Here is a 26,403-nt window from a genome sequence, read left to right on the forward strand (position 1 = left end):
TTTACGGTTCGCGGTTTCAGTCCGCGCGGCGGCGGAACACGAGATCCCACACGCCGTGACCGAGCCGCAGGCCGCGGCGCTCGAATTTCGTCACCGGGCGGTAGTCGGGGCGCGGCGCGTAGTCGGCGGCCGTGTTCTCGAGCGCGGGCTCCGCGCTGAGCACTTCGAGCATCTGCTCGGCGTAGTTCTGCCAGTCGGTCGCGCAGTGCAGGTACGCGCCCGGCTTCATGCGCGAGACGAGATGGGCGACGAACTTCGGCTGAATCAGACGGCGCTTGTGATGGCGCGCCTTGTGCCACGGATCGGGGAAGAAGATGTGCACGCCGTCGAGGCTCGCCGGCGCGATCATGTGCTCGAGCACTTCCACGGCGTCGTGCTGGATGATGCGGATGTTCTCGAGATTCTGCTCGCCGATCAGTTTCAGCAGCGCGCCAACGCCAGGCTCGTGGACCTCGACGCCGAGGAAGTCGTCCTCGTGGCGCAATGCGGCGATTTCCGCCGTGCTCGCGCCCATCCCGAAACCGATCTCCAGGATGCGCGGTGAGTGCCGTTCAAACACGGCGTCCCAGTCGGCGGCTTCGGGTGCGTAGGGCACGACGAAGCGCGGGCCGAGCTCGTCGAGCGCGCGGCGCTGGCCGGTCGAGACGCGGCCGGCGCGGGTCACGAAGCTGCGGATGCGCCGGTGGTGTAGCGCGTCGCCGGCGGGCGCATCGGATTGCGCGTTCGTGTCGGAGGCGGCGTCTTGTGCGTCGGACTGCGTGGAGTCGGGACGGGCGTCGTCGTTGGGATCGTGATTCATCTTCGCGGGTGGTGTGAGAGCGGCGGATGTCGCGGCTGTCGATAATGGGGGCGGGCTGCGCCTTCGGCTCGGTGAGGGGCATGCCGGGCTGTTCGGGGCCACGCGGCGCCGGGGGCTACGCGGGCCGACGCGGCCGGACGCCTTCCCGGACGCTTTCGCGTTCACCGGCATCGATGACGGCCTTTGGCCCGGCAGGCGGGCGCGGCGCGCTCGAAGCCCAGCGGCTCCGAAGCCGACGCGCATTATATCAGCGCGCCCGCACGGCTCTGGCGGCGCGGCGTGCCCGCAGCGCCTCGCTGTGCGCCGGTCCGGGCATCGATCAACGTCTCAATCGGCTGAAACGACGACCCGCATGCGCGTGGGTTCGCTCAATTCGAACGCATTCACACGCCCGGCGCGCACGTCGAATAGCAGGCGCGTGAGGTCGTCGGCGGCGGCGCGCAGGCGCTCGGCTTCGCCGGGTGGGCGCTCGTCGGCGTCGGCGAGAAGGATTTTGCGCGAGCGCACGATCAGGCTGATCGCGCTCGGCCGGGACATGAAAAATTGATCCATCGGAGACTGGTGCGCCAGAGGGCGCGCAGCGAGTCGTTATGCGGCAGTCGAGCGAAATGCGTGTCGGCGGACCTGCTCGCGGCGCGTGCGGGAGGACCCGATGAGCGCCAGAGTGCATTGTGCAACGGAGGAATTCAGGTCGCGCCCGGCGTGTGCCGGTCGGGCGGGCTTGGCGTCCCGGCAGGGGCGCTGTTCGAAAGCCCAAGCCTCGAAGAGAGGTCGGCAAACCGACGTGGAGCGGGCGATGGGAATCGAACCCACGTCATCAGCTTGGGAAGCTGAGGTAATGGCCATTATACGACGCCCGCAGAGCGCGCTATTTTACGCGGTTTTGGCCTTCCTGCGCAATGACGCGGCCAAGCGACGCGGCGCGCAGTGCGCGCCGCCGGATCAAACAGATTGTGCGCCGATACGTCCTCAAATCCCAAACAGCGTGAGGGAAACCGCCGCGCGGGTGACGATCATCAGCAGCACCTGCACGATCACGAAGAGCAGAATCGGCGAGAGGTCGAGGCCGCCGAGGTTCGGCAGGATACGGCGCAGCGGGTTGAGGAACGGTGCCGTCAGCTGGAACAGCACGGGCATTGCCGCCGATCGCGGATTGAGCCACGAGAGCAGCGCCATCAGGATCGTCAGCCAGATCAGCAGGTTGAGCGCCCATTTCACGAGCGTGAGCAACGCGACGATCAGCAGCGTCGGCAAAAGACCCAATGGGTCCACGCCTGCGATCCATACCATCAGCAGCACGTAGGCGATGGCCGCGATCAGCGCGCCGACCACGCTCGCCCAGTCGATGCCGCGTACGCCGGGAATCACGTGCCGCAGTGGCAGCACCAGCCAGTTGGTGACCTGCTGGATCGCGTGGGTCACGGGGTTGTACGGCGGCACACGCACGTACTGGAGCCAGGCGCGCAACAGCAGGGCGGCGCCGAACAGCGTGAAGACCGTATTGAGCAGAAAGCGGGCGATATCGCCGAACATCGGTGTTGTTTCCTTCTTGTGTGGGTGGCGGCGCGCTTGGCGTGTGGCGGCCGATAAAAGGTCATGTCGGGGTTCCGTTCGCCCCGTTCAACCACGCGGAGCACATCAGACGGACACCTTGACCTCGCTGATCAGGATGGTGCCATTTCCGCCGTCGGTGTAGTTGGGAATGTCGTCGAGGAGTGTGTCGGCATGCGGCTGAAACACCGCGTAGAACGCGTCGACCGTCTCGAACAGGAAGTGTCCGGCCGCAACGTACGGCGGCGGCGTGCCCGGCGGCCCCGCATTGATGCCGATGTCGACCGACCAGCCCTTGAGCGATTCGCCAAAGAGCTTCGCCGCGAGCGGCATGTGGTGCGTGCTGTAGTACCCGGTGTCGAAACGCCCGTTCTCTCGATACGGATAAAGGATGCTGACCTTGATCATTGTGCGTGCTCGTCGGTGAGTCCCATGCGTGCGCGTTGCGTGCCGTTGCCATGCGCGCGCCGTCGCCACATTAACACGGCTTACGTCTCGCCAGTATCCGCGATCGATGCTGCCGCGAGCGCCCGGCGCGCGGCAGTGGCTGCCGTTTCTGGCGTGCGCGCCGCGCGAAATGGCTGCGCTCACGGCAGGCTTTTCCGCGAACGGCTACAGTGATTCAGACAGACCGCAGCAGGCAGGCGCCTCACGGCGCAAGCGTTGCGCCACAGCCGCGCGGCGCACGAAATGTTCGCTGTCGTACCGATCACGCGCCGACGGTGCGACTACAAATGACAGTGTTGGGCGCGACGTCGCACCGGTAGCCTGACGCGGCACGATTTCTGCTGGTGGCTTGCGGCGCATTCTGCGCAGTAACTCAAACCCAGCATGGGCAGGCCGCAACGAACAGTGCGCTGCGCATATACGGCGCGCGTGAGGCTATCTCGCAACACTGCAATTTTTGTCGCGGAATCTGAGCACAATACTTTTCATCGTTTCGGTTTCGTTGTTGCAGTCGTGCAATTGGGTTTGTTCCTATCGGTAGTCCGATTCGGGGAGTTCACCATGAGCATCTTCGCTTACCGAAAGCATCTGCGGTTTCTCACGCCCTTTCAGCGTCGCCGCTGGTGGGATCAGAAGAAGCGCCTGACGCCGCGCGTACGCATCAGCGGCGCCTATGTGCCGCCGAACGTCACGCGCGAGTTCACCTACGTGAAGGTCGGATAGCGGAGAGTTTGTTATCAGTGGCCGGCGGTTGTGCACCGCCGGCTGGTCGGATGAGATGCCCGGTCCCTGGACCGGGCATCGTCGTTTACAGCCTCGCCGCGTAGGGCTGCGGCAGCGGCAGAACGTAGTCCCGGTCAACCAATTTGTAATCAAACATTACCGGGAGGCTTGCCTCGCGACGCTCTCGCGCAAGTAACAATGACAGCGCCCTGATTTTTGTAACGAATGGCGGCGTGATCGGGCGCGTGTGCGGCGCTTTTTCGCCGCGGCCGCGCCCACCGGGCTTGACGCGCTATTAAGCGCCCCCAAAACAGGATTGCAATTCGAAACAAATGGCTACCAATGGCGGCCGCCGTTTTCGATACATTGAATGCGTGGGCAGTGCCCGTTATATGCGCGTCGCCGCTGGCGGCCGCCAGGAGAAGAGAAGTGAAAAAGACCGTATCGTTCATCGTTGCCGCCGCGCTGGGTGTGGGGTTTGTCAGCGCGGCCCAGGCGCACGTCTCGGTGGGTATCGGCATTGGCATTCCGGTGGCCCCGGCTTATCCCGTCTACGCTGCGCCGGTCTACGCACCGCCGCCCCCGCCCGTGGTCTATGCGCCGCCGCCGGTGGTGTACGCGCCGCCGCCTGCTGTCGTCGTAGGCGGCTACGGCGGCTATGGCTACTACGGCCATCCGTACTGGCATCACGGCTACTACGGCCACGGTTACTACGGCCGCGGCTACTACCGTCGTTGAGCATGACGGGCGGCGCATGCCGCCCGGCTGCTGGGTTCACGAACGGCGCAACGCCGGCTCATGCCGCGTTGCGCTGTTTGTTTTTGGCGTTCGCTTTGACCGCGTGCACGGCGCGCCAGGTCGGTTCAAGCCGACCGCGACGTAGGCGCACTCCGCGCCCGCCACGGATTACGACGCGCCCGCGCCCTGCAGGATCAGATCGCGATAGCCGTGCACGATCACGCTATACGAGAAGTACGCGAACAGCAGCGCCGAAAGCACGTGGCAGGCGCGCAGCAGACCAGTGCCGGCGCGTTTGCGGCCATGGCTGGCCAGTCCGCAAAGGAAAAAGGTCCACGCGAGACCGCCTGCAAAAAAGCCCAGCAGGAAGAGCGAAGCCGCGCCGGTGCTCGTCGCCCCCGACTTGGCGATGAGCGCGCCGCCGACTGCGGCGAACCAGAGAATCGCACTCGGCGACGAGAGGGCGAGCAGCACGCCGCGCATGAAGCTGCGCCATGGGTTGGGCAGCGGTGTGGCGCTATCGGCTTCACCTTCCACGGGCGGCGCCGATGCCGGATTGAGCGCTTCGCGCGCCATCTTCCATGTGAGCATGAGCAGCAGGGCGGAGCCGCCGATCCACACGATCCAGCGCACGGCAGAGAACTGCAGCAGCGCGGCCATGCCCGCAAGCGCGAGCGCGGCGTAGATGAGGTCGCCGAAACACGAGCCGAGTCCTAGCCAGAAGCCCGGGCGGAAGCCGTGGGTGAGCGTGAGCGAGATGATGGCGACGTTGACGAGACCGATGTCGAGGCAAAGCGAAAGCGACAGAAAAAAGCCGTCGGAAAGCAGAGAAACGTGAGACATGAAAACGATTTCTTGTTGATTTCTTGTTGGTATGGACTGCGCACCGCATACGCCCGCCTGTGAGCAAGCGGGCGCCGCGGCTCAAATCTGCTTCAAGCGTGCTTCAAACGCCGATGCACAGGTACTTCAGTTCGACATATTCGTCGATGCCGTACTTCGATCCCTCGCGCCCGAGACCCGACTGCTTCACGCCGCCAAACGGCGCGACTTCGTTCGAGATGAGTCCGGTGTTGATCCCGACCATGCCGTACTCGAGCGCTTCCGCCACGCGCCAGACGCGGCCGATATCGCGGCTGTAGAAGTACGAGGCGAGGCCGAATTCGGTGTCGTTGGCGAGGCCGATCACCTCGGCTTCGTCGCTGAAGCGGAACACCGCCGCGACCGGGCCGAAGGTTTCCTCGCGCGCGATCAGCATGTCGCGCGTGACGTTGGCGAGCACGGTGGGCTCGACGTAGCGCCCCGAGCTTACCTTGCCGCCCGCGACGACCTTCGCACCCTGGGCGGTCGCGTCGCGGATGTGCTGCTCGACCTTGGCGACGGCCGCGTCGTCGATCAACGGCCCCTGGTTCACGCCATCTTCGAAGCCGTTGCCCACCTTGATCTTGCGTGAGGCGGCGGCAAGCTTCTCGACGAAAGCGTCGTACACCTTGTCGTGCACATAGAAGCGGTTCGTGCAGACGCAGGTCTGGCCCGCGTTGCGGTACTTCGAGATCATCGCGCCTTCCACGGCGGCGTCGAGATCGGCGTCGTCGAACACGATGAAGGGGGCGTGGCCGCCCAGTTCGAGGGCGATTTTCTTGACCGTCGGCGCGCACTGCTGCATGAGGATGCGGCCCACCGGCGTCGATCCCGTGAACGAGAGATGGCGCACGACGTCGCTCTCGCACAGCGCCTTGCCAATTGCGAAGGAGTTTGCCGAGTCGGCAGTGACCACGTTGAACACGCCCTTGGGTACGCCCGCGCGCTGCGCCAGTTCGGCGAGCGCGAGCGCGCAAAGCGGCGTCTGCTCGGCGGGCTTCACGACGATCGTGCAACCCGCGGCGATGGCCGGCGCGACCTTGCGCGTGATCATCGCGATCGGGAAATTCCAGGGGGTGATCGAGGCGCACACGCCGATCGGCTGCTTGAGCACGACGAGCTTGCGGTCGCTGGCGGGGCTTGCGAGCACGTCGCCGTTCACACGCTTGGCCTCTTCGGCAAACCATTCCAGGAAGGACGCGCCGTAGATCACTTCGCCGCGCGCCTCGGCGAGCGGCTTGCCTTGCTCGGCCGTCATGATCGCGGCGAGGTCGTCGGCGTGCTCGATCACGAGGTCGAACCAGCGGCGCAGCACGGCTGCGCGTTCCTTGCCGGTCTTCGCGCTCCACGCGGGCAGCGCGGCGTTCGCGGCGCCGATGGCGCGATGCGCCTCGTCGGCGCCAAAGTCGGGCACGCTCGCGATCTCTGCGTTGTCGGCGGGGTCGAGCACGGCGAACGTGGCCGCACCGCCGCTCCATTCTCCGTCGATGTACGCGCGGGTCTTGAAGAGGGCGGGGTCGTTCAGTTGTGTCAGGCGCTCCGATGCGGGCATCATCCTCGAGTCTCCTCAGGTTCACTGGCGCCGCGGCTCATGCCATGCACGAGGCGTGACGCGGTAAGCGCGGCGTCGCGAAAAGGCGTCGCGTATGAATCGGCCGGCGTGGCGCCCGAGGGCACTGCGCCGGGTCGCGCTAGCTGCGGCTAAAGCCGAGCTCGTCGTAGAGACGGTCGACGCGCGTCTTCACGGCCGCGTCCATTTCGATTGCGCGGCCCCATTCGCGGTCGGTCTCGCCGGGCCACTTGTTGGTGGCGTCGAGCCCCATTTTCGAGCCGAGGCCGGCCACCGGCGAAGCGAAGTCGAGATAGTCGATCGGCGTGTTCTCGACGAGCACGGTGTCGCGCGCCGGATCGATACGCGTGGTGATCGCCCAGATCACCTCCTTCCAGTCGCGGATGTCCACATCATCGTCGACCACGACAATGAACTTTGTATACATGAACTGGCGCAGGAAGCTCCACACCCCGAACATCACGCGTTTTGCGTGCCCGGGGTAGCTCTTCTTCATCTGCACGATCGCCATGCGGTAGCTGCACCCCTCGGGCGGCAGATAGAAGTCGGTGATCTCGGGAAACTGCTTCTGCAGGAGTGGCACGAACACTTCGTTGAGCGCCACGCCGAGCACCGCGGGCTCGTCGGGCGGCTTGCCCGTGTAAGTCGAATGGTAGATCGCATCGCGGCGCATGGTGATGCGCTCGACCGTGAAGACGGGGAACCACTCCTGTTCGTTGTAGTAGCCCGTGTGGTCGCCATAGGGGCCTTCGAGCGCGTGTTCGTACGCGGCGCTCGCGCCTTTGGCGGGGCGCGGCGGCGCGCCAGCGGGCGCCGGGCCGGGCTCGCCCGCCTGCGGGTAGATGAAGCCTTCGAGCACGATCTCGGCGCGCGCGGGCACCTGGAGCGTGTCGACGCCGGGCGTCAGGCACTTCGCGAGTTCGGTGCGGGCGCCGCGCAACAGGCCGGCGAACTGGTATTCGGAGAGCGTGTCGGGCACCGGCGTGACGGCGCCGAGGGTCGTCGCCGGGTCGGCGCCGAGCACGACTGCCACCGGGTACGGCTTGCCGGGGTTCCTGAGCGCGAACTCGCGGAAGTCGAGCGCGCCGCCGCGATGCGCGAGCCAGCGCATGATGAGCTTGTTGCGGCCAATGAGTTGCTGGCGGTAGATGCCGAGATTCTGGCGCGTCTTGTTGGGACCGCGCGTGACGGTGAGGCCCCAGGTGACGAGCGGGCCGGCGTCGCCGGGCCAGCAGGTCTGGATCGGCAGTCTGGCAAGGTCGACGTCGTTGCCTTCCCAGACGATCTCCTGGCAGGGCGGCGCGCTCACGGTCTTCGGCGCCATGTCCCAGACGGCCTTGGCGAGCGTGAAGAGCTTGCCTGCGTCCTTCAGGCCGCGCGGCGGCTCGGGCTCCTTGAGCGCCGAGAGCAGGCGCCCCACGTCGCGCAGCGACTCGAGCGCTGCGCCGTCGCCGCCGCTTTCCGGTGCGTCGATGCCCATGCCGAGCGCGACGCGCCGGGGCGTGCCGAACAGATTGCCGAGCACCGGGAACGCGTGCGTCGAACGGTTCTCAAAGAGTAGGGCCGGACCGCCGGCGCGCAGGACGCGGTCGCACAGCTCGGTCATTTCCAGCACCGGAGAGACAGCTTGCGGGACGCGGCGCAATTCGCCGAGCGTCTCCAGGCGACCAACGAAGTCGCGCAGGTCTTTGTATTTCATTGGGAACCAATCGTGGCCAACACGGGTGGCCGGCTTGGGGGCCGCATGGGGCGGCGGCGCGGATTCCGCGGCCGCCGTATCAGATGTATCAGACGTATCAAGACGTATCAGACATCTGCCCGGGGAGACGCGGTGTAACGATTGTCGATTTTACCTGCGTTGGCTAGCGCACGCTGGGTGCCAATCTGCATAAGCGCCCGCAGACGCGCGTACGACGCGGATTTCGCCGGATTGAACAGTGTTCATCATTACTATTGGTTATGTTTTTTGGATTCTATAGTATTGACGATCTATAAAACGCTGCTAGAATCCGTCCACATTGGTTGCAGGGTTTGAAATTTTTAACCACCTTCCCGGCCCTTCAGACGCAACGCGTCGCCGTTTTGCCGAACCCCTGCACGGCTTGCATACGGTCTAGATTGGTTGTCCTCGTCAGCGCCCCTTCGCGCTGGCTTTTCGTGTGAGAACTCCCGGCGCGCGCACACTGCGTGCCTGGTTGCCCAAAAGGAGTTCCACCCACGGCGAACTTGCCGTTTTCCCGACGTCGCTGCCGCACCAGCCAGGGCGCGCGATGTCTTGATCCTGCGATTGGCCGTCTGCCTCGTGCCGACCCCTGAGCCGGATCATGCAACATGGGGAGATCTGTAGATGAATACCTGGTTATCGTGGTGGCGCGCCGACGAGCGTGTAGCGCTTGGCCTGCGTGCGCTGCTGCGTCGTGGCACGCGTCTTAGCCATCACCTGTTCAGCATTGTTGGCGGCTGCGCCGTTCTGTTCGCCGTTGCCGTCTGGCTCATGCCCACGCTGCGCGGCACGCTCGCCGCGCGCGTGATGCCGTTCGTCTCGGCGGCGGTCCAGGCCGGCCCGGCACGTCTGCTGCAAGGCAATCCGCTGCCCTCGTTCGCGCCCCCCGGCGTGACGAACAACGACGACAACGCCGACGGCGCGATGCTGCCCACGGCGCTCGCGCCCGATGCCGCTGCTACCGGTGCGACTGTTGCCGCCGGCGCTACGGGCATTTCGCCTGAGGGTTCCAACGGCACGGTCGCGAAGGTCGCGACCTCGGTGTCGAACGGCGGCATCGCCACGCTCGACGCCGTGACGCTCAACGGCCTCGATCCGCGCGCGCTGCCCACCAGCGTCGGCTCGCTGGCGCGCATGATTCCGCCCCAGCGCATCACGCCCGACGCACGCGACGACCGCGTGCTCGTCTCGGCGCGCGAACAGGCGCTCGTCGCCACCTATCTGGCGCGCCGCTACCGCGTGGCGCAGGAGCCGGTTGGCGAACTCGTGAAAGCGGCGTTCGACACCGGCCGTGAAGTGGGTCTCGATCCGCTGCTGCTGCTCGCTGTGATGGCGATCGAATCGGGCTTCAACCCGTACGCCGAAAGCGGCGTGGGCGCGCAAGGCCTCATGCAGGTCATGTCGAAGGTGCACTCGGACAAGTTCCAGTACTTCGGCGGCCAGCGCGCGGCGCTCGATCCGCTCGCGAACATCAAGGTCGGCGCACTGGTGCTCAAGGATTGCATCGCGCGCGGCGGTTCGCTGCCGGGCGGCCTGCGTCTCTATGTCGGTTCGAGCACGCCCGACGACGGCGGCTACGGCGCCAAGGTGATGGCCGAGCGCGGTCGTCTGCGCGACGTCGCACGCGGCCGCAACGTGCCGATCAACGCGCCGCAGGCGCCCGTCACCACCACGGCCAGCACGTCTGCGCCGCAGAAGGTGGCGAGCATCAACGGCGAGAAGCGTGTGCACGTGACGCTCGACAACGCCCATGCGATGGTCGACAAGTCGTCCGCGAACAGCGGTTCCGATCAGGACGACGCCAGCACCAGCACGACGGCGCAGAAGCACGGTTCGTCTGAGCTGGGCGCTTGAGTCTCTAGCTGAAAGACCGGACCAAACAAAAAAGGCACCCTCGGGTGCCTTTTTCTATTTCTCGACGACTGCGGATCAACGTCCGAAGAACGTATGCAGCCGTTCGACCGCTTCCTCCAGCCGCTCGTACGCCGTGGCATACGAGAGCCGCACATACTGGCGCGGCGCGGCCACGCCGAAGTCCATACCGGGCACCATCACCGTACCTGCGTCGTGCAGCATCGCGCGGGTGAGCGCGTCGCTGTCGCCGGCGGCAGGGTGCGTGACGTTCGAACAGTCGGCGTAGACGTAGAACGCGCCGTCGGGCATCACGGGCACCGTGAAGCCGAGCGACTCGAGCGCCGGCGCGATGAAATCGCGGCGGCGCTTGAATTCGAGCCGGCGTGCTTCGTAGAGCTTCAGCGTGTCCGGCTCGAAGCAGGCGAGCGCGGCGTGCTGAGCAAGCGCCGACGCACAGATGAACAGGTTCTGCGCGAGCTTTTCGAATGCGCCGACCAGCGAGGGCGGCACCACGAGCCAGCCCAGACGCCAGCCGGTCATGTTGAAGTACTTCGAGAAGCTGTTGACGGTCACCACGTCGTCGCCGAACGACAGCGCGGAGACGGGCGGCGTGTCGTACGACAGGCCTTGATAGATTTCGTCGACGATCGTGAAGCCGCCGCGCGAGCGCACGCTTTGCACGATGCGCTTGAGTTCGTCGGGTTCGATCGAGGTGCCGGTGGGGTTCGACGGCGAGGCGAGCAGCACGCCGCGCGTGCGCGGCGACCACAGGCGCTCGACATCGGCGGCGGTGAGCTGGAAGCGCGCTTCCGGGCCGCTCGGCACGAGCACCGGCTTGCCTTCCGCGGCGGCCACGAAGTGGCGGTTGCACGGGTAGCAGGGGTCCGGCATCAGCACTTCGTCGTCGCGATCGACGAGCGCCGTGCAGGCGAGCAGGAGCGCTGCCGAGGCGCCGGCCGTCACGACGATGCGCGCGGGGTCGACCGTGAGGCCGTACGCGTGCTGGTAGTGCGCGGCGATCGCCTCGCGCAGCGCGTGGATACCGAGCGCGCTCGTGTATTGGGTGACGCCGCGGCGCAGCGCGGCGGCGGCCGCCTCGACGACGGGCTCGGGCGCCGTGAAGTCCGGCTCGCCAATGCCCATGTGGATGATGTCGCGCCCAGCGCGCTCGAGCTTCGCGGCTTCCTTCGCCAGTTCCATGACGTAGAAAGGCTGGATCTCGTCGACGCGCGCGGCTAGCCGCAGCAGCGGTTCGGCAACGGTGTTCATGCGGGTATTTCCAGTGCTGACAGATCACGCGGCGCGCGGGGCAGGGCGCTCAGGCGCACCCGCTTGCCCCGGCGGCTCGCGTTCTTACGACTTGCGCGCGTTCTGCGCTTCGGTGGCGCGCAGTTGCGCCGCGAGCTTGTCGAGCACGCCGTTCACGTACTTGTAGCCGTCCGAGCCGCCAAAGGTCTTCGTGAGCTCGACCGCCTCGTTGATCACGACGCGGTACGGAATGTCGACGTGATGCTTGAACTCGTAGGTCGCAACGAGCAGCACCGCACGTTCGACAGGCGAAAGCTGCTCGATCGGACGGTCGAGGCACGGCGTGATCGAAGCGGACAGTTCGTCCGATTCGCGGATGACGCCGTGCAGGATCGCGTCCAGATGCTCGTGATCGGCCTTGTCGTAGCCCTGCGAACCGCGCAGCTGCGCGTCGATCTCGCCGGCGGGCACACCCGACAGCAGCCACTGATACAACCCCTGCGTGGCCAGTTCGCGGGAGCGGCGGCGCGCGCTCTTCATTGCTGTTCCTCTTCGTCTTCCTCGTCTTCTTCGTCGTCGTCGCCGCCGTCGAGCTGCTCCAACGCCACCGTCAGGTTTGCCATTTCCACGGCGACACGCGCGGCGTCACGGCCCTTCTCGGTCATGCGGGCCACGGCCTGCTCGTCGTTCTCGGTGGTGAGCACGGCGTTTGCGATGGGCACGTTGAAGTCGAGCGAAACGCGCGAGATGCCCGCGCCGCTTTCGTTCGAGACGAGTTCGAAGTGGTACGTCTCGCCGCGCACGACCGCGCCGAGCGCGATCAGGGCGTCGAACTGACCGCTTTCGGCGAGCTTTTGCAGCGCCAGCGGGATTTCGAGTGCGCCCGGCACGGTGACGAGCAGCACGTCTTCGCCCGTCACGCCGAGGCGTTCGAGTTCTTCGATGCAGGCGTCGGCGAGGCCGTTGCAGACGGGTTCGTTAAAGCGCGACTGGACGATGCCGATGCGCAGTCCGTCGCCGTCGAGGTTCGGTTGGTATTGTCCGATTTCCATGTGGTGTCCGTAAGTTCGGTTGAGCGTGGTGACGCGTGAAAAGAGCGCGATGCGACTTCAGGCGCGCGACGAGGCAGGGTCAGCGGCTTCAGGCGGGCAGGGGGCTTGCGCGTCCCCGCCGGGCATCGGCACGAAGCCGGTGACCTCGAGACCGTAGCCCGACATGCTGCCGAGGCGGCGCGGCTTCGAGAGCACCTGCATGCGGCCCACGCCGAGTTCGCGCAGGATCTGCGCGCCGATGCCGTAGGTCTTGAAGTCCACGGGCCGGCGTGCGAGCGCCTCCGCGCGCTCTTTCTGGTCGAACGCCTTGAAGACGTCGATCAGGTGTTCCTTGGGTTCGCCGCAGTTGAGCATGACGATTACGCCCACATCGCGCGAGGCGATCTCGCGCATGGCGGCGTCGAGCGTCCACGAGTGCGTGGACGAGCCCGTTTCGAGCAGATCCATCACCGAGAGCGGCTCGTGCACGCGCACGGGCGTATCGACGTCGGGCTTCGGCGTGCCGCGCACGAGTGCGATGTGCGGCGTGCGCGTGGGCTGGTCGACATACATGACCGCACGGAACGGGCCGTGGGCCGTTTGCATGGTGCGCTCGGCCACGCGCTCGACGATCGATTCGGTGCGGCTGCGGTAGTGGATCAGGTCGGCGATGGTGCCCACCTTCAGGCCGTGCTCCTGTGCGAACTCCATGAGGTCGGGCAGGCGCGCCATCGTGCCGTCGTCCTTGATGACCTCGCAGATCACCGAGGCCGGCGTGAGGCCGGCAAGCGCCGTGAAGTCGCAGCCCGCTTCAGTGTGGCCCGCGCGCACGAGCACGCCGCCCGGCTGCGCCATGATCGGGAACACGTGGCCGGGTTGCACGATGTGCTCGGCGCGCGCGTCGTGCGCGACGGCCGCCTGGATCGTGCGGGCGCGGTCGGCGGCGGAAATGCCGGTCGTGACGCCTTCGGCGGCCTCGATGCTGACCGTGAACGCCGTGCCGTACTGCGTGCCGTTGCGGTAGGTCATGAGCGGCAGGTTGAGCAGCTTGCAGCGCTCCTGGGTGAGCGTGAGGCAGATCAGCCCGCGGCCGTACTTCGCCATGAAGTTGATGGCTTCAGGCGTGACGAACTCCGCAGCGATGACGAGGTCGCCCTCGTTTTCCCGGTCTTCTTCGTCGACGAGGATGACCATCTTGCCGGCTTTGAGCTCGGCGATGATCTCAGGGGTGGAGGCGAGCGTCATGTTGGGATTCTGGCTGGAAAGGCCACATTTTACGCCACGCGGGCGGGCGCGTCGCCCAGAACGCTTTGCGTTAATAACGTGAGACGTTACTATTCGTTTCGATTCAACATTAAAGAACAAAACCATGGCACGTGAAGCACCGCTTGCCACACCGGGCGAGATTCTGCACGAAGAGTGGCTCAAGCCCATGGGCATCAGCCAGTACGCGCTGGCCAAGGCGATTGGCGTGCCGCCGCGCCGCATCAACGAGATCGTGCTCGGCAAGCGCGCCATCACGGCGGACACGGCAGTGCGTCTCGCAGTCTATTTCGGCACCGATGCGCGCAGCTGGATGCAGTTGCAGGCCCGCTACGACACCGAAATCGCGAGCGAGGCGCTGGCCGACGTGCTCGCGCGCATCACGCCGCACGCGCGCGCCACGCCCGCCTGAGCCGGCTTGCGGCGGGAGGGCGCGGCGTCAGCGCAGGATCACGTCGTCGGCGAGACCCTTCGTCAGTTCCAGCGCCTGGCGCTCGAACAGGCGCCGGTACAGGCCGTTTTCGCGGCGCACCAGCGCGTCGTGCGTGCCTTCCTCCGCCACGCGTCCGCGTTCGAGCACCAGCAGCCGGTCGAGCGCGCGCACGGTCGAGAGCCGGTGCGCGACGACCACGGTCGTGCGGCCCTCCATGAGCCGCTCCATGGCCTGCTGGATCAGTACTTCGCTCTCGCTGTCGAGGCTCGAGGTCGCTTCGTCGAAGATCAGGATCGGCGCATTCGCGAGGAACGCGCGCGCGATCGCCACGCGCTGGCGCTCGCCGCCCGAGAGCTTCACGCCGCGCTCGCCCACGAGCGTGTCGTAGCCGTGCGGCAGCGCCGTAATGAAGTCGTGCGCGCTCGCAAGCTTCGCCGCGCGCTCGATTTCGGCGTGCGTGGCGCCCGGCCGGGCGTAGGCGATGTTCTCGGCAAGCGAGCGGTGGAACAGCACCGGCTCCTGCTGCACGATGGCGATCTGCGAGCGCAGCGACGCCTGCTGCACGCGCGCAATGTCCTGGCCGTCGATCGTGATGCGCCCGCCGGAAACGTCGTAAAGGCGCTGGATCAGCTTGATCAGCGTGGTCTTGCCGGAGCCCGAATGGCCGACGAGGCCCACGCGCTCGCCTGGCGCGATACGCAGCGTGAGGTTCTCGTAGAGCGCCCTGGCGTCCGCGTGATCGCCGTAGCGGAACGTCATGTTCTCGAAGCGGATATCGCCCTGATCGATCACGATGGGCGGCGCATCGCGCTGGTCTTCGATGCCGAGCGGCGCCGCGTCGAGCGCGACGAGCTCTTCCATGTCGTTGACCGAGCGCTGCAGGTTGCGCACGTGCATGCCGACATCGCGCAGGTAGCCCTTTAGCAGGAAGAACAGCGTGAGCGCGAACGTGATGTCGCCGACGCTCGCGAGACCGCGTGCCCAAAGCAGCAGCGCCGCGCCGAGGATGGCCGCCTGCATACCCACGAGCAGCGCGCCCTGCACGCCACCGTTGAGCGTGCCGCGCTGCCACGTGCGCCGCGTGCGGCTGCTCCACTTCGTGACGACGCGCGCGAGCCGCGCTTCTTCGCGCGTTTCCGCGCCGAACGCCTTGACGACGGCGTTGCACGAAATGGCGTCGGCGAGCGCGCCGCCCATCTTCGTATCCCACTGGTTCGCGAGCCGGGCCGAGGGCGCGACGTAAAAGAGCGACAGCGAGACCGTGATCGCCAGATACACCGCCGAGCCGAGGCCGACGACGAGGCCCATCACATGCCACTGCACGGAGAGCAGGATGGTCGAGCCGACCAGCATGACGAGCGACGGGAAGAGGGCGACGAGCAGCGTGTCGTTGAGCAGGTCGAGCGCCCACATGCCGCGCGTGATCTTGCGCACCGTGGAGCCGGCGAAGCTGTTCGCATGCCAGTCTGTCGAGAAGCGCTGCACGCGGTGAAAGGCCTGCGTGGCGATCTCGCTCATCATGCGCAGCGTCAGCGTGATGATGTTGCGGTACGCGGCCTGGCGCATGATCGTGCCGCCGAGCCCAAGCGCCGTGAGCGCCCAGAACGCGACGACCGCCGCATGCCAGGCGGCGCTGCTGGCTGCGCCGCCGTGCGTGAGGGCGTCGACGAGCTGGCCTGCGTAGTGCGGCGTGAGCACGTCGGCTAGCGCACCGAGGAGCGAGGCGAGCGCGACCGCCGTGACGCGCACCGGCTGGCGCGCCCAGTGCCGGAAGGTGAAGCCGAGGACCTTGCGGAAGGTTTGTCCGCCCGATTCGGGTTTGTTGTTTAGCTCTGTCATGGACAGCATGCTCCGGACGTGACGCCCGAAGACTCTCCTGAAGGAAGCGTGAAGCGTTAAGTCGGAAAACGGGCTTCGCACGCCCTGGCATCGGTTGCCGGACGGCCTGACCTCGAATTCGCTGAATGCGGCGCGGCGTTTGAAAACATGCCGCGCGGGACGCGCTATGGCTGCGCTGGAAGCGGGAAGGTTGCGTGACGAGACGCAACGTGCAGCATCACCCGGACCATCGGCATGGCGGCGCTCGTGTCAATCGTTGCCAACTGTGCCTCCTTGTTCGATTCGGGTGATGGGAACGCGGTACGCCGTGCGGCGAGCGCGTAGGGAAAGGCTAGATTCTATCAGCGCCCCGGCGCGCGTGCTTGCGCGCGTCCGGGGCATGCAGTGCGTGTCCTACGTGGCTGTTAGTCTTGCGCGCCCGAATTGGCTGCCTTCTCGGCCGAGAGCATCCGCTCCACATAGCGCGCAATCAGATCGATCTCGAGATTCACCTTCGTGCCGGCCTGCAGATGCTTGAGCGTGGTGACTTCCACGGTGTGGGGAATCAGGTTGATCGAAAATTCGCAGCCATCCGCGCGATCGTCGACCGAGTTGACCGTCAGGCTCACGCCGTTCACGGTGATCGAGCCCTTGTAGGCGAGATAACGGCCGATTTCCGCCGGCGCGAGAATGCGCAGCTCGTGCGACTCGCCCACGGGCGCGAAGCGCGTGACGGCGCCAAGGCCGTCCACGTGGCCCGAGACGATGTGGCCGCCCAGACGGTCGTTGGCGCGCAGCGCCTTTTCGAGGTTCACTTCGCCCGTCGCCGCGAGGCCCACGGTGCGGTTCAGGCTTTCTCGCGACACATCGACGTCGAAGCCCGTTGCCGATTTCTCGATGACGGTCATGCACGCGCCCTGGATCGCGATGCTGTCGCCGAGCTGCACGTCGTCGAGGCCGAGACTGCCTGCGTTGACGGCGAGGCGCACGCCTGCGTCGGCACCCGTGCCGAGCGGCTTGATCGATTCGATGCGGCCTACCGCCGCGACGATTCCGGTAAACATCGTGCTGTTCCTTGTGTTCAGTGCATCAGTGAGGGTCAGGCGTCTTGCGTCGTGACGACGCGCGCAAGGATGCGCAGATCGCTGCCGAGACGATCGACGGAATGAAATGCGAGGCGCGTGCGCTCGTCGAGCGTTGCGGGCGCAGCGATGTCGATCATGCCGAGCGCGTTCGTGCCGAGCAGCGACGGCGCCACGTACACGAGCAGTTCGTCCACGCAGCCTTCGCGCAGCAACGATCCGTTGAGCTTGTAGCCGGCTTCCACGTGCAGTTCGTTCACGCCGCGCGCGGCGAGCTCCGTGAGCATGGCCGGCAGATCGACCTTGCCCTGCTCGTTGCCGAGCGCGACGATTTCGGCGCCGCGCACACGCAGCGCTTCGGCGCGTTCTTCGTTGGTCGCGTCGAGCGCCGCGCAGAACACGAGCGTGGGCGCGCCCACGAAAATCTGCGCGAGCGGCGAGGCGTCGAGGCGGCTATCGATCAGCACGCGTTTGGGCTGGCGCGGGGTGTCGACGGCGCGCACGGTCATGCGCGGGTCGTCTTCCTTTACCGTGCCGATACCGGTGAGGATGGCCGAGGCGCGCGCGCGCCAGGCGTGGCCGTCGGCGCGCGCGGCTTCGCCCGTGATCCATTGGCTTTCGCCCGAGGGCAGGCCGGTGCGGCCGTCGAGCGATGCGGCCACCTTCATGCGCACCCACGGACGCTTGCGCGTCATGCGTGAAACGAAGCCGATGTTCAGCTCGCGCGCCTCGTTGGCCAGTAGCCCGCAACGCACGTCGATCCCCGCGTCGCGCAAGATCGAAAGCCCGCGCCCCGACACGAGCGGATTCGGGTCTTCCATCGCCGCAATCACGCGCGCGACCTTCGCTTCGATCAGCGCGTTCGCGCAGGGCGGCGTGCGGCCGAAGTGGCTGCACGGCTCGAGCGTCACATACGCGGTCGCGCCGCGCAGGTCGTGCCCGCGCGCGCGGGCATCCTTCATCGCCTGGATTTCGGCGTGGTCCTGGCCGGCCGGTTGCGTGAAGCCCTCGCCGATCACCACGCCGTCCTTCACCAGCACGCAACCGACGCGCGGGTTCGGGTCGGTCGTGTACAGGCCGCGGTGCGCGAGCGCGAGCGCACGCTCCATGTGGACGAAATCGGATTGCGAAAACATCGTCGGGCTTTCTCTCGGGCGGCGGTCAGGTGGGAGCGGGCGAGGCGCGCGCCTCGCCGGCGGTCGTTGGCGTGATGCCTTATTGCGTCACATTTTCAGCCGCGGCTTCCGCTGCGAACGCGCTGCGCGCCGCGGCGATCGTTTCGTCGAGGATCGCGTCGTCGTGGGCGCTCGACACGAAACCCGCCTCGTAGGCCGAAGGCGCGAAGTAGACGCCCGCGTCCAGCATGCGGTGGAAGAAGCGGTTGAAGCGCGCGATATCGCTCTTCGTGACCTCGGCGAAGCTGCCCGGCACCTTGTCTGCGAAATAGAGGCCGAACATGCCGCCCACCGAATCCGCCACGAACGGCACCTTCGTTTCGCGTGCCGCTGCCGACAGCCCCTTCGCGAGACGTTCGGTCTTCGCGGTGAGCTGCTCGTAGAAGCCGGGCGCCTGAATGAGCTGCAGCGTTTTCAAGCCCGCCGCAACCGCGATCGGGTTGCCCGAGAGCGTGCCTGCCTGGTACACCGTGCCGTTGGGCGCGAGGTGGTCCATGATCTCGCGGCGGCCGCCGAAGGCCGCCGCCGGCATGCCGCCGCCGATCACCTTGCCGAGGCACACCATGTCCGCCTCGACGCCGTAGAGCGCCTGCGCACCGCGCAGGCCCACGCGGAAACCGCACATCACTTCGTCGAAGATCAGTACGCTGCCGTGCTTCGCCGTGAGGCTGCGCAGTGCGCCGATGAATTCGGGCGTGGCTTTCACGAGGTTCATGTTGCCCGCGACCGGTTCGACGATCACGGCGGCGATCTCGTCGCCGAACGCCTTGAACGCTTCTTCGAGCGCCGCGACGTTGTTGTACTCGAGCACGGTGGTGTGCTTGGCGATGTCCACCGGCACGCCCGCCGAAGTCGGGTTGCCGAACGTGAGCAGGCCCGAGCCGGCCTTCACGAGCAGGCTGTCGGCGTGGCCGTGATAGCAGCCTTCGAACTTCACGATGCGGTCGCGCTTCGTGAAGCCGCGCGCGAGACGCAGCGCGCTCATGGTCGCCTCGGTGCCGCTCGACACCATGCGCACCTGTTCCATCGACGGGACGATCTTGCAGATTTCCTCGGCGATCTCGATCTCGGCCTCGGTGGGCGCGCCAAACGAGAAACCATTCGCGAGCACGCGCTGCACGGCTTCGAGCACTTCCGGATGCACATGGCCGACGATCATCGGGCCCCAGGAGCCGATGTAGTCGATATAGCGCTTGCCTTCGGCGTCCCAGAAGTACGGCCCCTGCGCGCGCTCGATGAAGCGCGGCGTGCCGCCGACCGAGCGGAACGCGCGCACGGGCGAATTCACGCCGCCCGGGATGGTGCGCTGGGCGCGTTCGAAGAGGGCTTCGTTGCGGTTCTGCGTGCTGGACTGGGTGCTGGACATGAGTGCTGGGCCTGCGAAAGTGGTGTGGCGCGCGGCGCTGACGAAACGGGCCGGCGGACGGACCCATGCGGCGCCGCAAGGGCGCGGGCGAAGGGGCTGTTCTCTCGAAATTGTACCGGAGTCGCGCGGATCGGGCCGGAGCCCCGGGACCGCCTGGGCGGTCCCCGGTGCGGGCGGATTCAGCGCGCTTGCTGCCTCTTGCGGCCTGCTATTGGCCTGCTATCGCCTGCGTTTGCGGGCTGGCTGCGCGAGCTGCGGCGCCGTGTCGCGCAGATTGTCGTGCCATGCCTGCATCGCCGCGACGGCCGCCGCCGGCATGGGCCGCCGCCCGGTCAGCTCGGCCCAGCGTTTTTCCAGCGCGCCTTCGGCAGCCGGCTTGATGACGGTGCCCGAACTCTGTGCGTCCCAGGTCTGAATCGAAAACGGGTGCACGCGCAAGTCGTCGCGCGCGATGACGACATCCTCGCCCGCGTCGACGAGCCAGTCGTAGACGAAGTCGATACACAGCCGGTAGCCTCGCTTGTACGCGGCGTCCGGCACCTCGTAGGGCGCGCGCGTGACGTAGCCGGAACCAAACAGCCCGCGCGGCTCGGCGGCCACGCGGTGCAGGAACACCCGGTCGCCCGGCAGGATCCCGCGTGCGAAGCCGCATCCCCAGGTGTCGGCGACGGCTTCCCCGGCGCGCACGCGGCGCGCGAAGTCGGGCAGTTCGGGCCAGGGCCACTTCTTGGGGCTCCAGATGAGCAGGAAGGCGGTCATGTCGGCAACGCGGCAAATTGAGCGAAAGCGGGCAGCTTAGCGCAAAGCCGCGGCGAGGCCGCATGTGGGGCGGCCGATGGCGGGCGAAGGGCGTCAGGTACAATTCGGCGGCACCCCGTTGCTGTTTTTGTCCGCTTTTGTCCGCTTTTGTCCGCTCCTGCAGCGGCGGATGAATCGGCCCATGACATCGAGACCGCGCGAGCCGCGCGTGTTTCGCCGCCACACACACCATGTCCCATTCCCCGCGCCGCCGGCCCGATGGCCGGCTGATCCTGTTGCTGGGCGCACTCGCCGCCTGTGGCCCGCTCGCCACCGACATGTATCTGCCGAGCCTGCCCGCCATCGCGCAGTCGTTCGGCGTGAGCGCCGCCGCTGCGGCCTCGACGCTCACGAGCTTCATGGCCGGCTTCTCGATCGGCATGCTGCTCTACGGCCCGGTTTCCGATGCGTATGGCCGCCGCCCCGTGCTGCTCGGCGGCATCGCGCTTTTCACGGTGGCCAGCATTGCCTGCTGGCTCTCGTTTTCGGTGGGCGAACTCGTGATCGTGCGTTTTCTGCAGGCGCTCGGCGCGGGCGCGGCCTCGGTGCTCTCGCGGGCCATCGCGCGCGACGCCCACGAGCCATCGGACGCCGCCAAAGTCCTCTCGATGGTCGCGATCGTCACGGCGATCGGGCCGCTGCTCGCACCGTTGATCGGCGGACAGTTGCTGCTGATCGGCGGCTGGCGCGTGGTGTTCGTCGTGCTAACGCTGTTCGGCCTCGCGTGCGCCGTGGCGGCCTACCTGCGCGTACCGGAAACCTGGCCGCCGGAAAAGCGCGAAAGCGCCGCCGTGCTGCGCTCGTTCGCGGCGTACGGGCGCCTGCTGCGCGATCCGCTCGTCTGGGGGCACATGCTCTGCGGCGGCATGGCGTTCGCCGCGATGTTCACGTATATCTCGGCCACGCCGTTCGTCTATATCGAGTATTTCCACGTTTCGCCGCAGCACTACGGGTTCTTCTTCGGCGCGAACGTGTTCGGCATCATGCTCGGCAACTTCCTCAATACGCGCTTCATCGGGCGGCTCGGTACCCTGCGGATGGTGTCGATCGCTTCGGGTGTGAGCATCGTCGCGTCGCTCTTCGTCGCGCTCATGTGCGTGACGGGCTGGGGCGGCCTGTGGTCGATCGTGTTCGGCCTGTTCTTCGTGGTGAGCGTGGTGGGGCTGCTCGGCGCGAACTGCGCGACCGATCTCATGTACCGCTATCCGAAGAACGCGGGCGCGGCGGCAGCGGTATTCGGCGCGACGCAGCTCGCGCTCGGCGCGCTCGCGAGCGCCGTGGTCGGCTGGTTCCCGGGTATCTCGCCGGTCGGCATGGGCGTGACGATCGGCGTGTGCGGCCTGCTCACGTGGGTGGGGCGCGCGCTCGTCGTGAAATGGCACGGCACGCCGGCGCCGGACGCGCCGCAAGCCGCAACGCCGTGAGCCGTACGTTGATACGACGTGCAAAATAAAAATGGGACGCCGAGGCGTCCCATTTTTTTCATCGCTCGAATGAGCCGATGAATGAGCTGACCTCAGTCGCGCGCCGAGGGCGAAGCGCCGTGGCTCAGCCAGTCGAGCACGGCCGAAGCATCGTCGTCGGCATGCTCGCGCGCCTTTTCGACGGCGTTGCCCAGGTCCGCATCGGGCGAAGCACGGCGAATCGCGACGCCCACCGCGAGGATGTCGATCATCAGCAGATGCAGGATGCGCGAGATCATCGAAAGCTGCGATTCGCGCATCTCGATGTGATCGGTTTCGAGCGCCACAGTCGCGCGCTTGGCGAGCGGCGTGTTGCTCGATGTGATCGCGATCACCTTCGCGCCCGCCTGCATGGCGACGTCGAGCACGCGCAGCAGTTCCGGCGCGCGGCCGGACTTCGAGACGGCCACGATCACATCGCCCTTGCCGAGCAGTGCGGCGGAAGCGGCCTGCATGTACAGGTCGCCATAGGCGATGGTCGGGATGCCGAAGCGGAAGAACTTGTAGTGCGCGTCCTGCGCGACGATGTGCGAGTTGCCGAGGCCATAGAACTCGATGCGGCGCGCGCCGTTGAGCAGCGTGATCGCATTCTCGACCTGCTCGAAGTTCAGGTGCTCGCGCAACTGCAGGATGGCCGAGACGGTGTTGTCGAGCACCTTCGCGCCGAAGTCGGTGGCGGTGTCGCCCAGATGCACCTGGCTGTGGCTCACCGGAATCGTGCCCGTGAGGCCCGTGGCCAGCTTGAGCTTGAAGTCCGAGAGGCCCTGGCAGCCAAGCGACCGGCAGAAGCGGATCACCGTGGGCTGGCTCACGTCGGCCTTGCGCGCGATATCGACGATCGGGTCGTTGATGATCGAGCGGGGATGGTTGAGCGCGAGGTCGGCCACGCGGCGCTCGGCGGGTGTGAGCGCGTCGCGCATCTGGCGAATGCGTTCGAACACGGCCGACGATCCGCCGCCTGCGCGATTCGACAGTTGCTCAGCGAGAATCGCCGAAACGCCGAGGAACGCCGGATACTCCGCCGTGATCACGTAGGTGGGCACGTTCGAGAGATAGGCGTCGAAACGGCCCTTCGCCTCGAAACGCTGGCGGAACGACGAGCGCGTGAAGAGATCGCCCAGGCGCGGCACCACGCCGCCGCCGATATAGATGCCGCCGAGCGAACCGAGCGTCATCGCGATGTTGCCCGCAAAGCTGCCGAGAATGCCGCAGAAGCATTCGACGGTTTCCACCGCGAGCGCCTCGCCGTCATGCGCGCGCTGCACGATTTCGGCCGGGTTGATGTCCGCGGGCACTTTCTTCTTGTCGCGTGCGGCGAGCGCGCGATAGATGAGCTCGACACCGGGCCCTGCGCATACGCGCTCGAACGACACATGAGGCCACTTCTTGCGCGCGAACTGCAGCACGATGTCTTCGCGCTCGTCCTGCGGCGAGAAGCTTGCGTGGCCGCCTTCGCTGCCGAGTGCGATCCAGCGGTCGTCGGCGGGAATCAGGCCCGAGACGCCGAGACCCGTGCCCGGCCCGAGCAGGCCGATCACGCTGTTCTGGCGGCGCTGGCCGCCGCCTACTTGCACGCGCTGCGAGTCGGTCAAGCCGGGCAGCGCCATGGCGAGCGCGGTGAAATCGTTGACGACCAGCAGCGTGTCGAAGCCGAGCGCGCGGCGCGTCGCTTCGATCGAGAAGGTCCAGTCGTGATTGGTCATGCGCACCTGGTCGCCGTCGACCGGATTCGCAATCGCGATGGCCGCATGATTCACGCGGCCAATCTTGTTGTCCTTCAGGTATTGCTGGATCACTTCCGCGACGCCGGGATACTGCGCACACGGATACACGCGCACCTGGCCGATTTCGCCCGGACCCGTTTCCAGCGCGAAGCGCGCGTTGGTTCCGCCGATGTCGGCGAGCAGCCTCGGACCGTCGGCGTGCTGGCCTGCGCCAGGGGCGTTTTTATTAGGCGCACCAGTAGACATCGAGTCTCACTCCCTTGTCGTTCGCCAGCTTCGAGATGGCGTTGTTTTGTTCGGCCGCGGCGGCCTGCTGCAGCACTTCGAGCTTGCGCTGTCCCGCGATCAGCAGGAACAGCCGATCGACCTGGCGCAGCGCCTGCATCGACCACGAGACGCGCGCGTGGGGCGCTGCCTGCGGATGCACGGCCACGAACGGGCGCGCCGTGGTGATCGCTTCGTGCCATTCGGGGGCGTCGGCGAAAATCGAGGCCGTATGGCCGTCTTCGCCCATGCCGAGCACGGCGACGTTCGGCAGCTTGCGGGTCGGGTCGGCATTGAGCGCGGCGACATGCGCGTCGAGATCCTGCGCCACGTCGACGAGCGGCAGGAAGTGCGCGCCGGCTGCTTCGTGCGTAAGCAGCGTCTCGCGCGCGAGGCGCGCGTTGCTCGCGGAGTCGGTGTCCGGCACCCAGCGGTCGTCGACGAGCGTGACGTCGATGTGCGCCCAGTCGAAACGGTGCGTCGAAAGGGCCTCGAGGAAGGGGCGCGGGCTCGTGCCGCCGGAGACGGCGAGCGTTGCACGGCGCGCGGCAGTGCCGGGCGCCGCTTGCTGAGCGGCGAGCGACGCATGTAGCGCGTCGCCCACGGCTCGCGCCAGCGCGTCGGATTGGACACGCGGGTCGTCGAATACGTGAAGCTCGATCACTTCTCCTCCATGCTGCTTTTTTGTAGGTCTATCGGGTCGTTCATCTGTCCGGTCCGGCGTCGCGCTCGCGGGGCGCGCCGCCATGCAATCTCATCAGTTCTCTTCTTCGAGCCAGCAGGTGCCGTGCTGCGCGAGCATCGCGCTCGAAGCCGCCGGTCCCCACGTGCCGGCCGCGTACGGCTTGGGTGCGCGCGGTGAAGCCGCCCACTCGTTGAGGATCGGCTCGACCCACGTCCACGCCGCTTCCTGCTCGTCGCGCCGCACAAAGAGCGCGAGGCGCCCGTTGATCACGTCGAGCAGGAGGCGCTGGTAGGCCTCCATCTGGCCTTCGCGGAAGAACTGGTCGAACGCGAGATCCAGATGCACGCTCGCGAGATTCATGCCTTCGCCGGGCTGCTTCGCAAGGCAGTAGAGGCGGATGTTCTCGTTCGGCTGCAGGCGGATCACGAGGCGGTTCGCGCCGGGACGCAGCGCCGGCGCGCCAAGCGCCGAATGCGGCACGGGGCGGAAGTTCACGACGATCTCGGCCACGCGGTCGGCAAGACGCTTGCCGGTGCGCAGGAAGAAGGGCACGCCCGCCCAGCGCCAGTTCTCGATCTCCACCTTCAGCGCGACGAAGGTTTCCGTGTGGCTTTCGGGCTTCACGCCATGCTCGGTCGCATAGCCCGGTACCGCCTGGCCGCGGATCACGCCCGCGTGATACTGCCCGCGCACCGCGACCTTGCTGATGTCGAGCGGGTTGATCGGCTTGAGCGCACGCAGCACACGAAGCTTTTCGTCACGCACCGAATCCGAATCCATCGAATGCGGCGGCTCCATGGCGACGATCGAGAGCAACTGCAACAGGTGATTTTGCACCATGTCGCGCAGCGCGCCAGTGTTGTCATAAAAGTCGCCGCGAGCTTCGACGCCCAGTTCTTCGGCGATCGTGATCTGGATGCTCTCGACCCACTCGCGGCGCCACAGTGGCTCGAAGAGGGCGTTGCCGAAACGCAGCGCGAGCAGGTTCTGCACCGGCTCCTTGCCGAGATAGTGGTCGATCCGGTAGATCTGGCCTTCGGCGAAGATCTCGCCCACGGCGTCGTTGATCGCATTCGACGACTTGAGGTCGTAGCCGAGCGGCTTTTCCAGCACGATGCGCGCGTTCTCGTTCAGGCCCACGGCGGCGAGCGCGCGGCAGATCGGCACGAACAGCGAGGGGCCCGTCGCCAGATAGAACACACGAATGCCGGGCAGCGACGCGATGCCGTCGCGCAGATGCGTGAAGTCTTCGGCGCGCGAGAGGTCGAGCTTCACATAGACGATGCGCTCGAGGAAGCTGGCCCACGCGTTGTCGTCGAAGCTGCCGTTCTTCGTCACATGCGGCTTGACGTGCTCATCGACCCATTGGATGTACGCTGCGCGATCCTCTTCGTGGCGCGCGACGCCCACGATCTTGCCGGACTCTGCGAGCATGCCTGAACGGTGCGCTTCATACAGGGCTGGGAGGATCTTGCGCATCGACAGGTCGCCGGTGGCGCCGAAGAGCACGAACGTGAAACCTGAATCGATCTGGGTTTGCATGAGTCTCAGTCAGAGTCCTGGGGGGCCGCTGAAGGGTACAACGGGTGCCCTTCTGTGTGGGCGATCGGGCGGCCGTAGTCCGATAAAATTTTTTTTGACACTGAATTGTAGTTTAACTACAATCCAAATCAAGAGGTAACGTTCATTCGATGAAAAAAGCGTGAAACGCAGCCAGCAAGGCGGTTTGCGCGGTTTCGCGAGTGGACGGATCGCCCCCCATGTTAACGGAGAACAACGCGGGACTC

At 66.5% G+C, this 26,403-nt stretch carries 24 protein-coding genes and 1 tRNA gene; 5 read left to right on the top strand and 20 right to left on the bottom strand.

Annotated elements, in window-relative coordinates:
* Window positions 1–16: 16 nt before the first annotated feature.
* The 5 genes from trmB to E1N52_RS26705 form a co-directional block, all read right to left on the bottom strand.
* Window positions 17–799, bottom strand: a complete 783-nt coding sequence (gene trmB / locus E1N52_RS26685; protein ID WP_133185802.1) for a tRNA (guanosine(46)-N7)-methyltransferase TrmB — start codon at window positions 797–799, stop codon at window positions 17–19.
* Window positions 800–1,126: 327 nt separating this feature from the next.
* Window positions 1,127–1,336, bottom strand: coding sequence for a hypothetical protein (locus E1N52_RS26690; RefSeq protein ID WP_133185803.1), 210 nt, complete (start codon window positions 1,334–1,336; stop codon window positions 1,127–1,129).
* A gap of 248 nt (window positions 1,337–1,584) precedes the next feature.
* A tRNA-Gly gene (locus E1N52_RS26695) sits at window positions 1,585–1,659 on the bottom strand.
* Between the two features lie 109 nt (window positions 1,660–1,768).
* A complete protein-coding gene (locus tag E1N52_RS26700) occupies window positions 1,769–2,332 on the bottom strand; it encodes a YggT family protein (protein WP_069262734.1) in 564 nt (187 codons plus the stop codon).
* Window positions 2,333–2,437: 105 nt separating this feature from the next.
* Complete coding sequence (locus tag E1N52_RS26705) at window positions 2,438–2,758, bottom strand: EthD family reductase (RefSeq protein WP_133185804.1); 321 nt, start codon at window positions 2,756–2,758, stop codon at window positions 2,438–2,440.
* Window positions 2,759–3,358: 600 nt separating this feature from the next.
* On the opposite strand from E1N52_RS26705, the gene E1N52_RS44195 reads away from it, so the two are divergent.
* Both E1N52_RS44195 and E1N52_RS26710 read left to right on the top strand, forming a co-directional pair.
* On the top strand, window positions 3,359–3,520 hold the full coding sequence (locus tag E1N52_RS44195; RefSeq protein ID WP_165822777.1) for a hypothetical protein: 162 nt from the start codon (window positions 3,359–3,361) through the stop codon (window positions 3,518–3,520).
* A gap of 429 nt (window positions 3,521–3,949) precedes the next feature.
* On the top strand, window positions 3,950–4,258 hold the full coding sequence (locus E1N52_RS26710) for a hypothetical protein (protein ID WP_133185805.1): 309 nt from the start codon (window positions 3,950–3,952) through the stop codon (window positions 4,256–4,258).
* Window positions 4,259–4,426: 168 nt separating this feature from the next.
* Here E1N52_RS26710 and E1N52_RS26715 read toward each other — a convergent pair whose 3' ends face one another.
* From E1N52_RS26715 to E1N52_RS26725, 3 genes are all read right to left on the bottom strand, one after another.
* On the bottom strand, window positions 4,427–5,101 hold the full coding sequence (locus E1N52_RS26715) for a LysE family translocator (RefSeq protein ID WP_133185806.1): 675 nt from the start codon (window positions 5,099–5,101) through the stop codon (window positions 4,427–4,429).
* A 103-nt stretch (window positions 5,102–5,204) separates the two neighbouring features.
* Window positions 5,205–6,671, bottom strand: coding sequence for an NAD-dependent succinate-semialdehyde dehydrogenase (locus E1N52_RS26720; RefSeq protein ID WP_425468139.1), 1,467 nt, complete (start codon window positions 6,669–6,671; stop codon window positions 5,205–5,207).
* 139 nt (window positions 6,672–6,810) lie between these two features.
* A complete protein-coding gene (locus tag E1N52_RS26725; protein ID WP_133185808.1) occupies window positions 6,811–8,388 on the bottom strand; it encodes a UbiD family decarboxylase in 1,578 nt (525 codons plus the stop codon).
* Window positions 8,389–9,036: 648 nt separating this feature from the next.
* Here E1N52_RS26725 and E1N52_RS26730 point away from each other — a divergent pair.
* Complete coding sequence (locus E1N52_RS26730) at window positions 9,037–10,266, top strand: transglycosylase SLT domain-containing protein (RefSeq protein ID WP_133185809.1); 1,230 nt, start codon at window positions 9,037–9,039, stop codon at window positions 10,264–10,266.
* A 75-nt stretch (window positions 10,267–10,341) separates the two neighbouring features.
* Here the strand turns inward: E1N52_RS26730 and E1N52_RS26735 are convergent, their stop codons facing one another.
* The 4 genes from E1N52_RS26735 to ribBA all read right to left on the bottom strand — a co-directional run bounded on the left by E1N52_RS26735 (window position 10,342) and on the right by ribBA (window position 13,790).
* A complete protein-coding gene (locus E1N52_RS26735; RefSeq protein WP_133185810.1) occupies window positions 10,342–11,535 on the bottom strand; it encodes a pyridoxal phosphate-dependent aminotransferase in 1,194 nt (397 codons plus the stop codon).
* Between the two features lie 84 nt (window positions 11,536–11,619).
* Window positions 11,620–12,054 (bottom strand): transcription antitermination factor NusB, encoded by a 435-nt coding sequence (gene nusB, locus E1N52_RS26740; protein WP_028205233.1) that lies wholly within the window; start codon window positions 12,052–12,054, stop codon window positions 11,620–11,622.
* Entirely contained in the window at window positions 12,051–12,566 is a 516-nt protein-coding gene (gene ribH / locus E1N52_RS26745; RefSeq protein WP_028211567.1) for a 6,7-dimethyl-8-ribityllumazine synthase, read from the bottom strand. The genes nusB and ribH overlap by 4 nt, the downstream gene beginning before the upstream one ends.
* Before the next feature lie 57 nt (window positions 12,567–12,623).
* A complete protein-coding gene (gene ribBA, locus E1N52_RS26750; protein ID WP_133185811.1) occupies window positions 12,624–13,790 on the bottom strand; it encodes a bifunctional 3,4-dihydroxy-2-butanone-4-phosphate synthase/GTP cyclohydrolase II in 1,167 nt (388 codons plus the stop codon).
* 124 nt (window positions 13,791–13,914) lie between these two features.
* Between ribBA and E1N52_RS26755 the strand changes: the two genes are divergently transcribed.
* Entirely contained in the window at window positions 13,915–14,220 is a 306-nt protein-coding gene (locus tag E1N52_RS26755) for a HigA family addiction module antitoxin (protein ID WP_133185812.1), read from the top strand.
* A 27-nt stretch (window positions 14,221–14,247) separates the two neighbouring features.
* On the opposite strand, the gene E1N52_RS26760 is transcribed toward E1N52_RS26755, so the two are convergent.
* The 5 genes from E1N52_RS26760 to E1N52_RS26780 all read right to left on the bottom strand — a co-directional run bounded on the left by E1N52_RS26760 (window position 14,248) and on the right by E1N52_RS26780 (window position 20,441).
* Window positions 14,248–16,080: an ABC transporter ATP-binding protein gene (locus E1N52_RS26760; RefSeq protein ID WP_133185813.1), complete on the bottom strand. Its 1,833-nt coding sequence runs from the start codon at window positions 16,078–16,080 to the stop codon at window positions 14,248–14,250.
* 404 nt (window positions 16,081–16,484) lie between these two features.
* Window positions 16,485–17,123 carry a riboflavin synthase gene (locus E1N52_RS26765; RefSeq protein WP_133185814.1) on the bottom strand — a complete coding sequence of 213 codons (639 nt, stop codon included), beginning with the start codon at window positions 17,121–17,123 and terminating at the stop codon, window positions 16,485–16,487.
* Window positions 17,124–17,158: 35 nt separating this feature from the next.
* Window positions 17,159–18,277 carry a bifunctional diaminohydroxyphosphoribosylaminopyrimidine deaminase/5-amino-6-(5-phosphoribosylamino)uracil reductase RibD gene (gene ribD / locus E1N52_RS26770; RefSeq protein ID WP_133185815.1) on the bottom strand — a complete coding sequence of 373 codons (1,119 nt, stop codon included), beginning with the start codon at window positions 18,275–18,277 and terminating at the stop codon, window positions 17,159–17,161.
* A gap of 79 nt (window positions 18,278–18,356) precedes the next feature.
* On the bottom strand, window positions 18,357–19,682 hold the full coding sequence (gene hemL, locus E1N52_RS26775) for a glutamate-1-semialdehyde 2,1-aminomutase (protein ID WP_133185816.1): 1,326 nt from the start codon (window positions 19,680–19,682) through the stop codon (window positions 18,357–18,359).
* Window positions 19,683–19,901: 219 nt separating this feature from the next.
* A complete protein-coding gene (locus E1N52_RS26780; RefSeq protein ID WP_246089229.1) occupies window positions 19,902–20,441 on the bottom strand; it encodes a hypothetical protein in 540 nt (179 codons plus the stop codon).
* A 230-nt stretch (window positions 20,442–20,671) separates the two neighbouring features.
* Here E1N52_RS26780 and E1N52_RS26785 point away from each other — a divergent pair, with 230 nt between their 5' ends.
* On the top strand, window positions 20,672–21,904 hold the full coding sequence (locus tag E1N52_RS26785; RefSeq protein ID WP_133185817.1) for a Bcr/CflA family multidrug efflux MFS transporter: 1,233 nt from the start codon (window positions 20,672–20,674) through the stop codon (window positions 21,902–21,904).
* A gap of 92 nt (window positions 21,905–21,996) precedes the next feature.
* On the opposite strand, the gene E1N52_RS26790 is transcribed toward E1N52_RS26785, so the two are convergent.
* From E1N52_RS26790 to zwf, 3 genes are all read right to left on the bottom strand, one after another.
* Window positions 21,997–23,913 (bottom strand): bifunctional transcriptional regulator/glucokinase, encoded by a 1,917-nt coding sequence (locus E1N52_RS26790; protein WP_133185818.1) that lies wholly within the window; start codon window positions 23,911–23,913, stop codon window positions 21,997–21,999.
* A complete protein-coding gene (gene pgl / locus E1N52_RS26795; protein ID WP_133185819.1) occupies window positions 23,894–24,595 on the bottom strand; it encodes a 6-phosphogluconolactonase in 702 nt (233 codons plus the stop codon). Before pgl ends, E1N52_RS26790 begins: the two co-directional genes overlap by 20 nt.
* Before the next feature lie 93 nt (window positions 24,596–24,688).
* A complete protein-coding gene (zwf, locus tag E1N52_RS26800) occupies window positions 24,689–26,158 on the bottom strand; it encodes a glucose-6-phosphate dehydrogenase (protein ID WP_133185820.1) in 1,470 nt (489 codons plus the stop codon).
* Window positions 26,159–26,403 lie beyond the last annotated feature (245 nt).

Source organism: Paraburkholderia guartelaensis, assembly GCF_004353905.1.
Classification (GTDB): Bacteria; Pseudomonadota; Gammaproteobacteria; order Burkholderiales; family Burkholderiaceae; genus Paraburkholderia; species Paraburkholderia guartelaensis.

Excerpts from the sequence above, each read along its gene's own strand:
- E1N52_RS26780 (WP_246089229.1), bottom strand. The coding sequence starts at position 20,441 with ATGACCGCCTTCCTGCTCATCTGGAGCCCCAAGAAGTGGCCCTGGCCC.
- E1N52_RS26765 (WP_133185814.1), bottom strand. The coding sequence starts at position 17,123 with ATGTTTACCGGAATCGTCGCGGCGGTAGGCCGCATCGAATCGATCAAG.
- E1N52_RS26735 (WP_133185810.1), bottom strand. The coding sequence starts at position 11,535 with ATGAACACCGTTGCCGAACCGCTGCTGCGGCTAGCCGCGCGCGTCGAC.
- hemL (WP_133185816.1), bottom strand. The coding sequence starts at position 19,682 with ATGTCCAGCACCCAGTCCAGCACGCAGAACCGCAACGAAGCCCTCTTC.
- ribBA (WP_133185811.1), bottom strand. The coding sequence starts at position 13,790 with ATGACGCTCGCCTCCACCCCTGAGATCATCGCCGAGCTCAAAGCCGGC.
- E1N52_RS26725 (WP_133185808.1), bottom strand. The coding sequence starts at position 8,388 with ATGAAATACAAAGACCTGCGCGACTTCGTTGGTCGCCTGGAGACGCTC.
- E1N52_RS26730 (WP_133185809.1), top strand. The coding sequence starts at position 9,037 with ATGAATACCTGGTTATCGTGGTGGCGCGCCGACGAGCGTGTAGCGCTT.
- E1N52_RS26715 (WP_133185806.1), bottom strand. The coding sequence starts at position 5,101 with ATGTCTCACGTTTCTCTGCTTTCCGACGGCTTTTTTCTGTCGCTTTCG.
- trmB (WP_133185802.1), bottom strand. The coding sequence starts at position 799 with ATGAATCACGATCCCAACGACGACGCCCGTCCCGACTCCACGCAGTCC.
- ribD (WP_133185815.1), bottom strand. The coding sequence starts at position 18,277 with ATGTTTTCGCAATCCGATTTCGTCCACATGGAGCGTGCGCTCGCGCTC.
- E1N52_RS26755 (WP_133185812.1), top strand. The coding sequence starts at position 13,915 with ATGGCACGTGAAGCACCGCTTGCCACACCGGGCGAGATTCTGCACGAA.
- E1N52_RS44195 (WP_165822777.1), top strand. The coding sequence starts at position 3,359 with ATGAGCATCTTCGCTTACCGAAAGCATCTGCGGTTTCTCACGCCCTTT.
- ribH (WP_028211567.1), bottom strand. The coding sequence starts at position 12,566 with ATGGAAATCGGACAATACCAACCGAACCTCGACGGCGACGGACTGCGC.
- E1N52_RS26700 (WP_069262734.1), bottom strand. The coding sequence starts at position 2,332 with ATGTTCGGCGATATCGCCCGCTTTCTGCTCAATACGGTCTTCACGCTG.
- E1N52_RS26790 (WP_133185818.1), bottom strand. The coding sequence starts at position 23,913 with ATGTCTACTGGTGCGCCTAATAAAAACGCCCCTGGCGCAGGCCAGCAC.
- E1N52_RS26760 (WP_133185813.1), bottom strand. The coding sequence starts at position 16,080 with ATGACAGAGCTAAACAACAAACCCGAATCGGGCGGACAAACCTTCCGC.
- E1N52_RS26690 (WP_133185803.1), bottom strand. The coding sequence starts at position 1,336 with ATGTCCCGGCCGAGCGCGATCAGCCTGATCGTGCGCTCGCGCAAAATC.
- E1N52_RS26705 (WP_133185804.1), bottom strand. The coding sequence starts at position 2,758 with ATGATCAAGGTCAGCATCCTTTATCCGTATCGAGAGAACGGGCGTTTC.
- zwf (WP_133185820.1), bottom strand. The coding sequence starts at position 26,158 with ATGCAAACCCAGATCGATTCAGGTTTCACGTTCGTGCTCTTCGGCGCC.
- nusB (WP_028205233.1), bottom strand. The coding sequence starts at position 12,054 with ATGAAGAGCGCGCGCCGCCGCTCCCGCGAACTGGCCACGCAGGGGTTG.
- E1N52_RS26720 (WP_425468139.1), bottom strand. The coding sequence starts at position 6,671 with ATGCCCGCATCGGAGCGCCTGACACAACTGAACGACCCCGCCCTCTTC.
- E1N52_RS26785 (WP_133185817.1), top strand. The coding sequence starts at position 20,672 with ATGTCCCATTCCCCGCGCCGCCGGCCCGATGGCCGGCTGATCCTGTTG.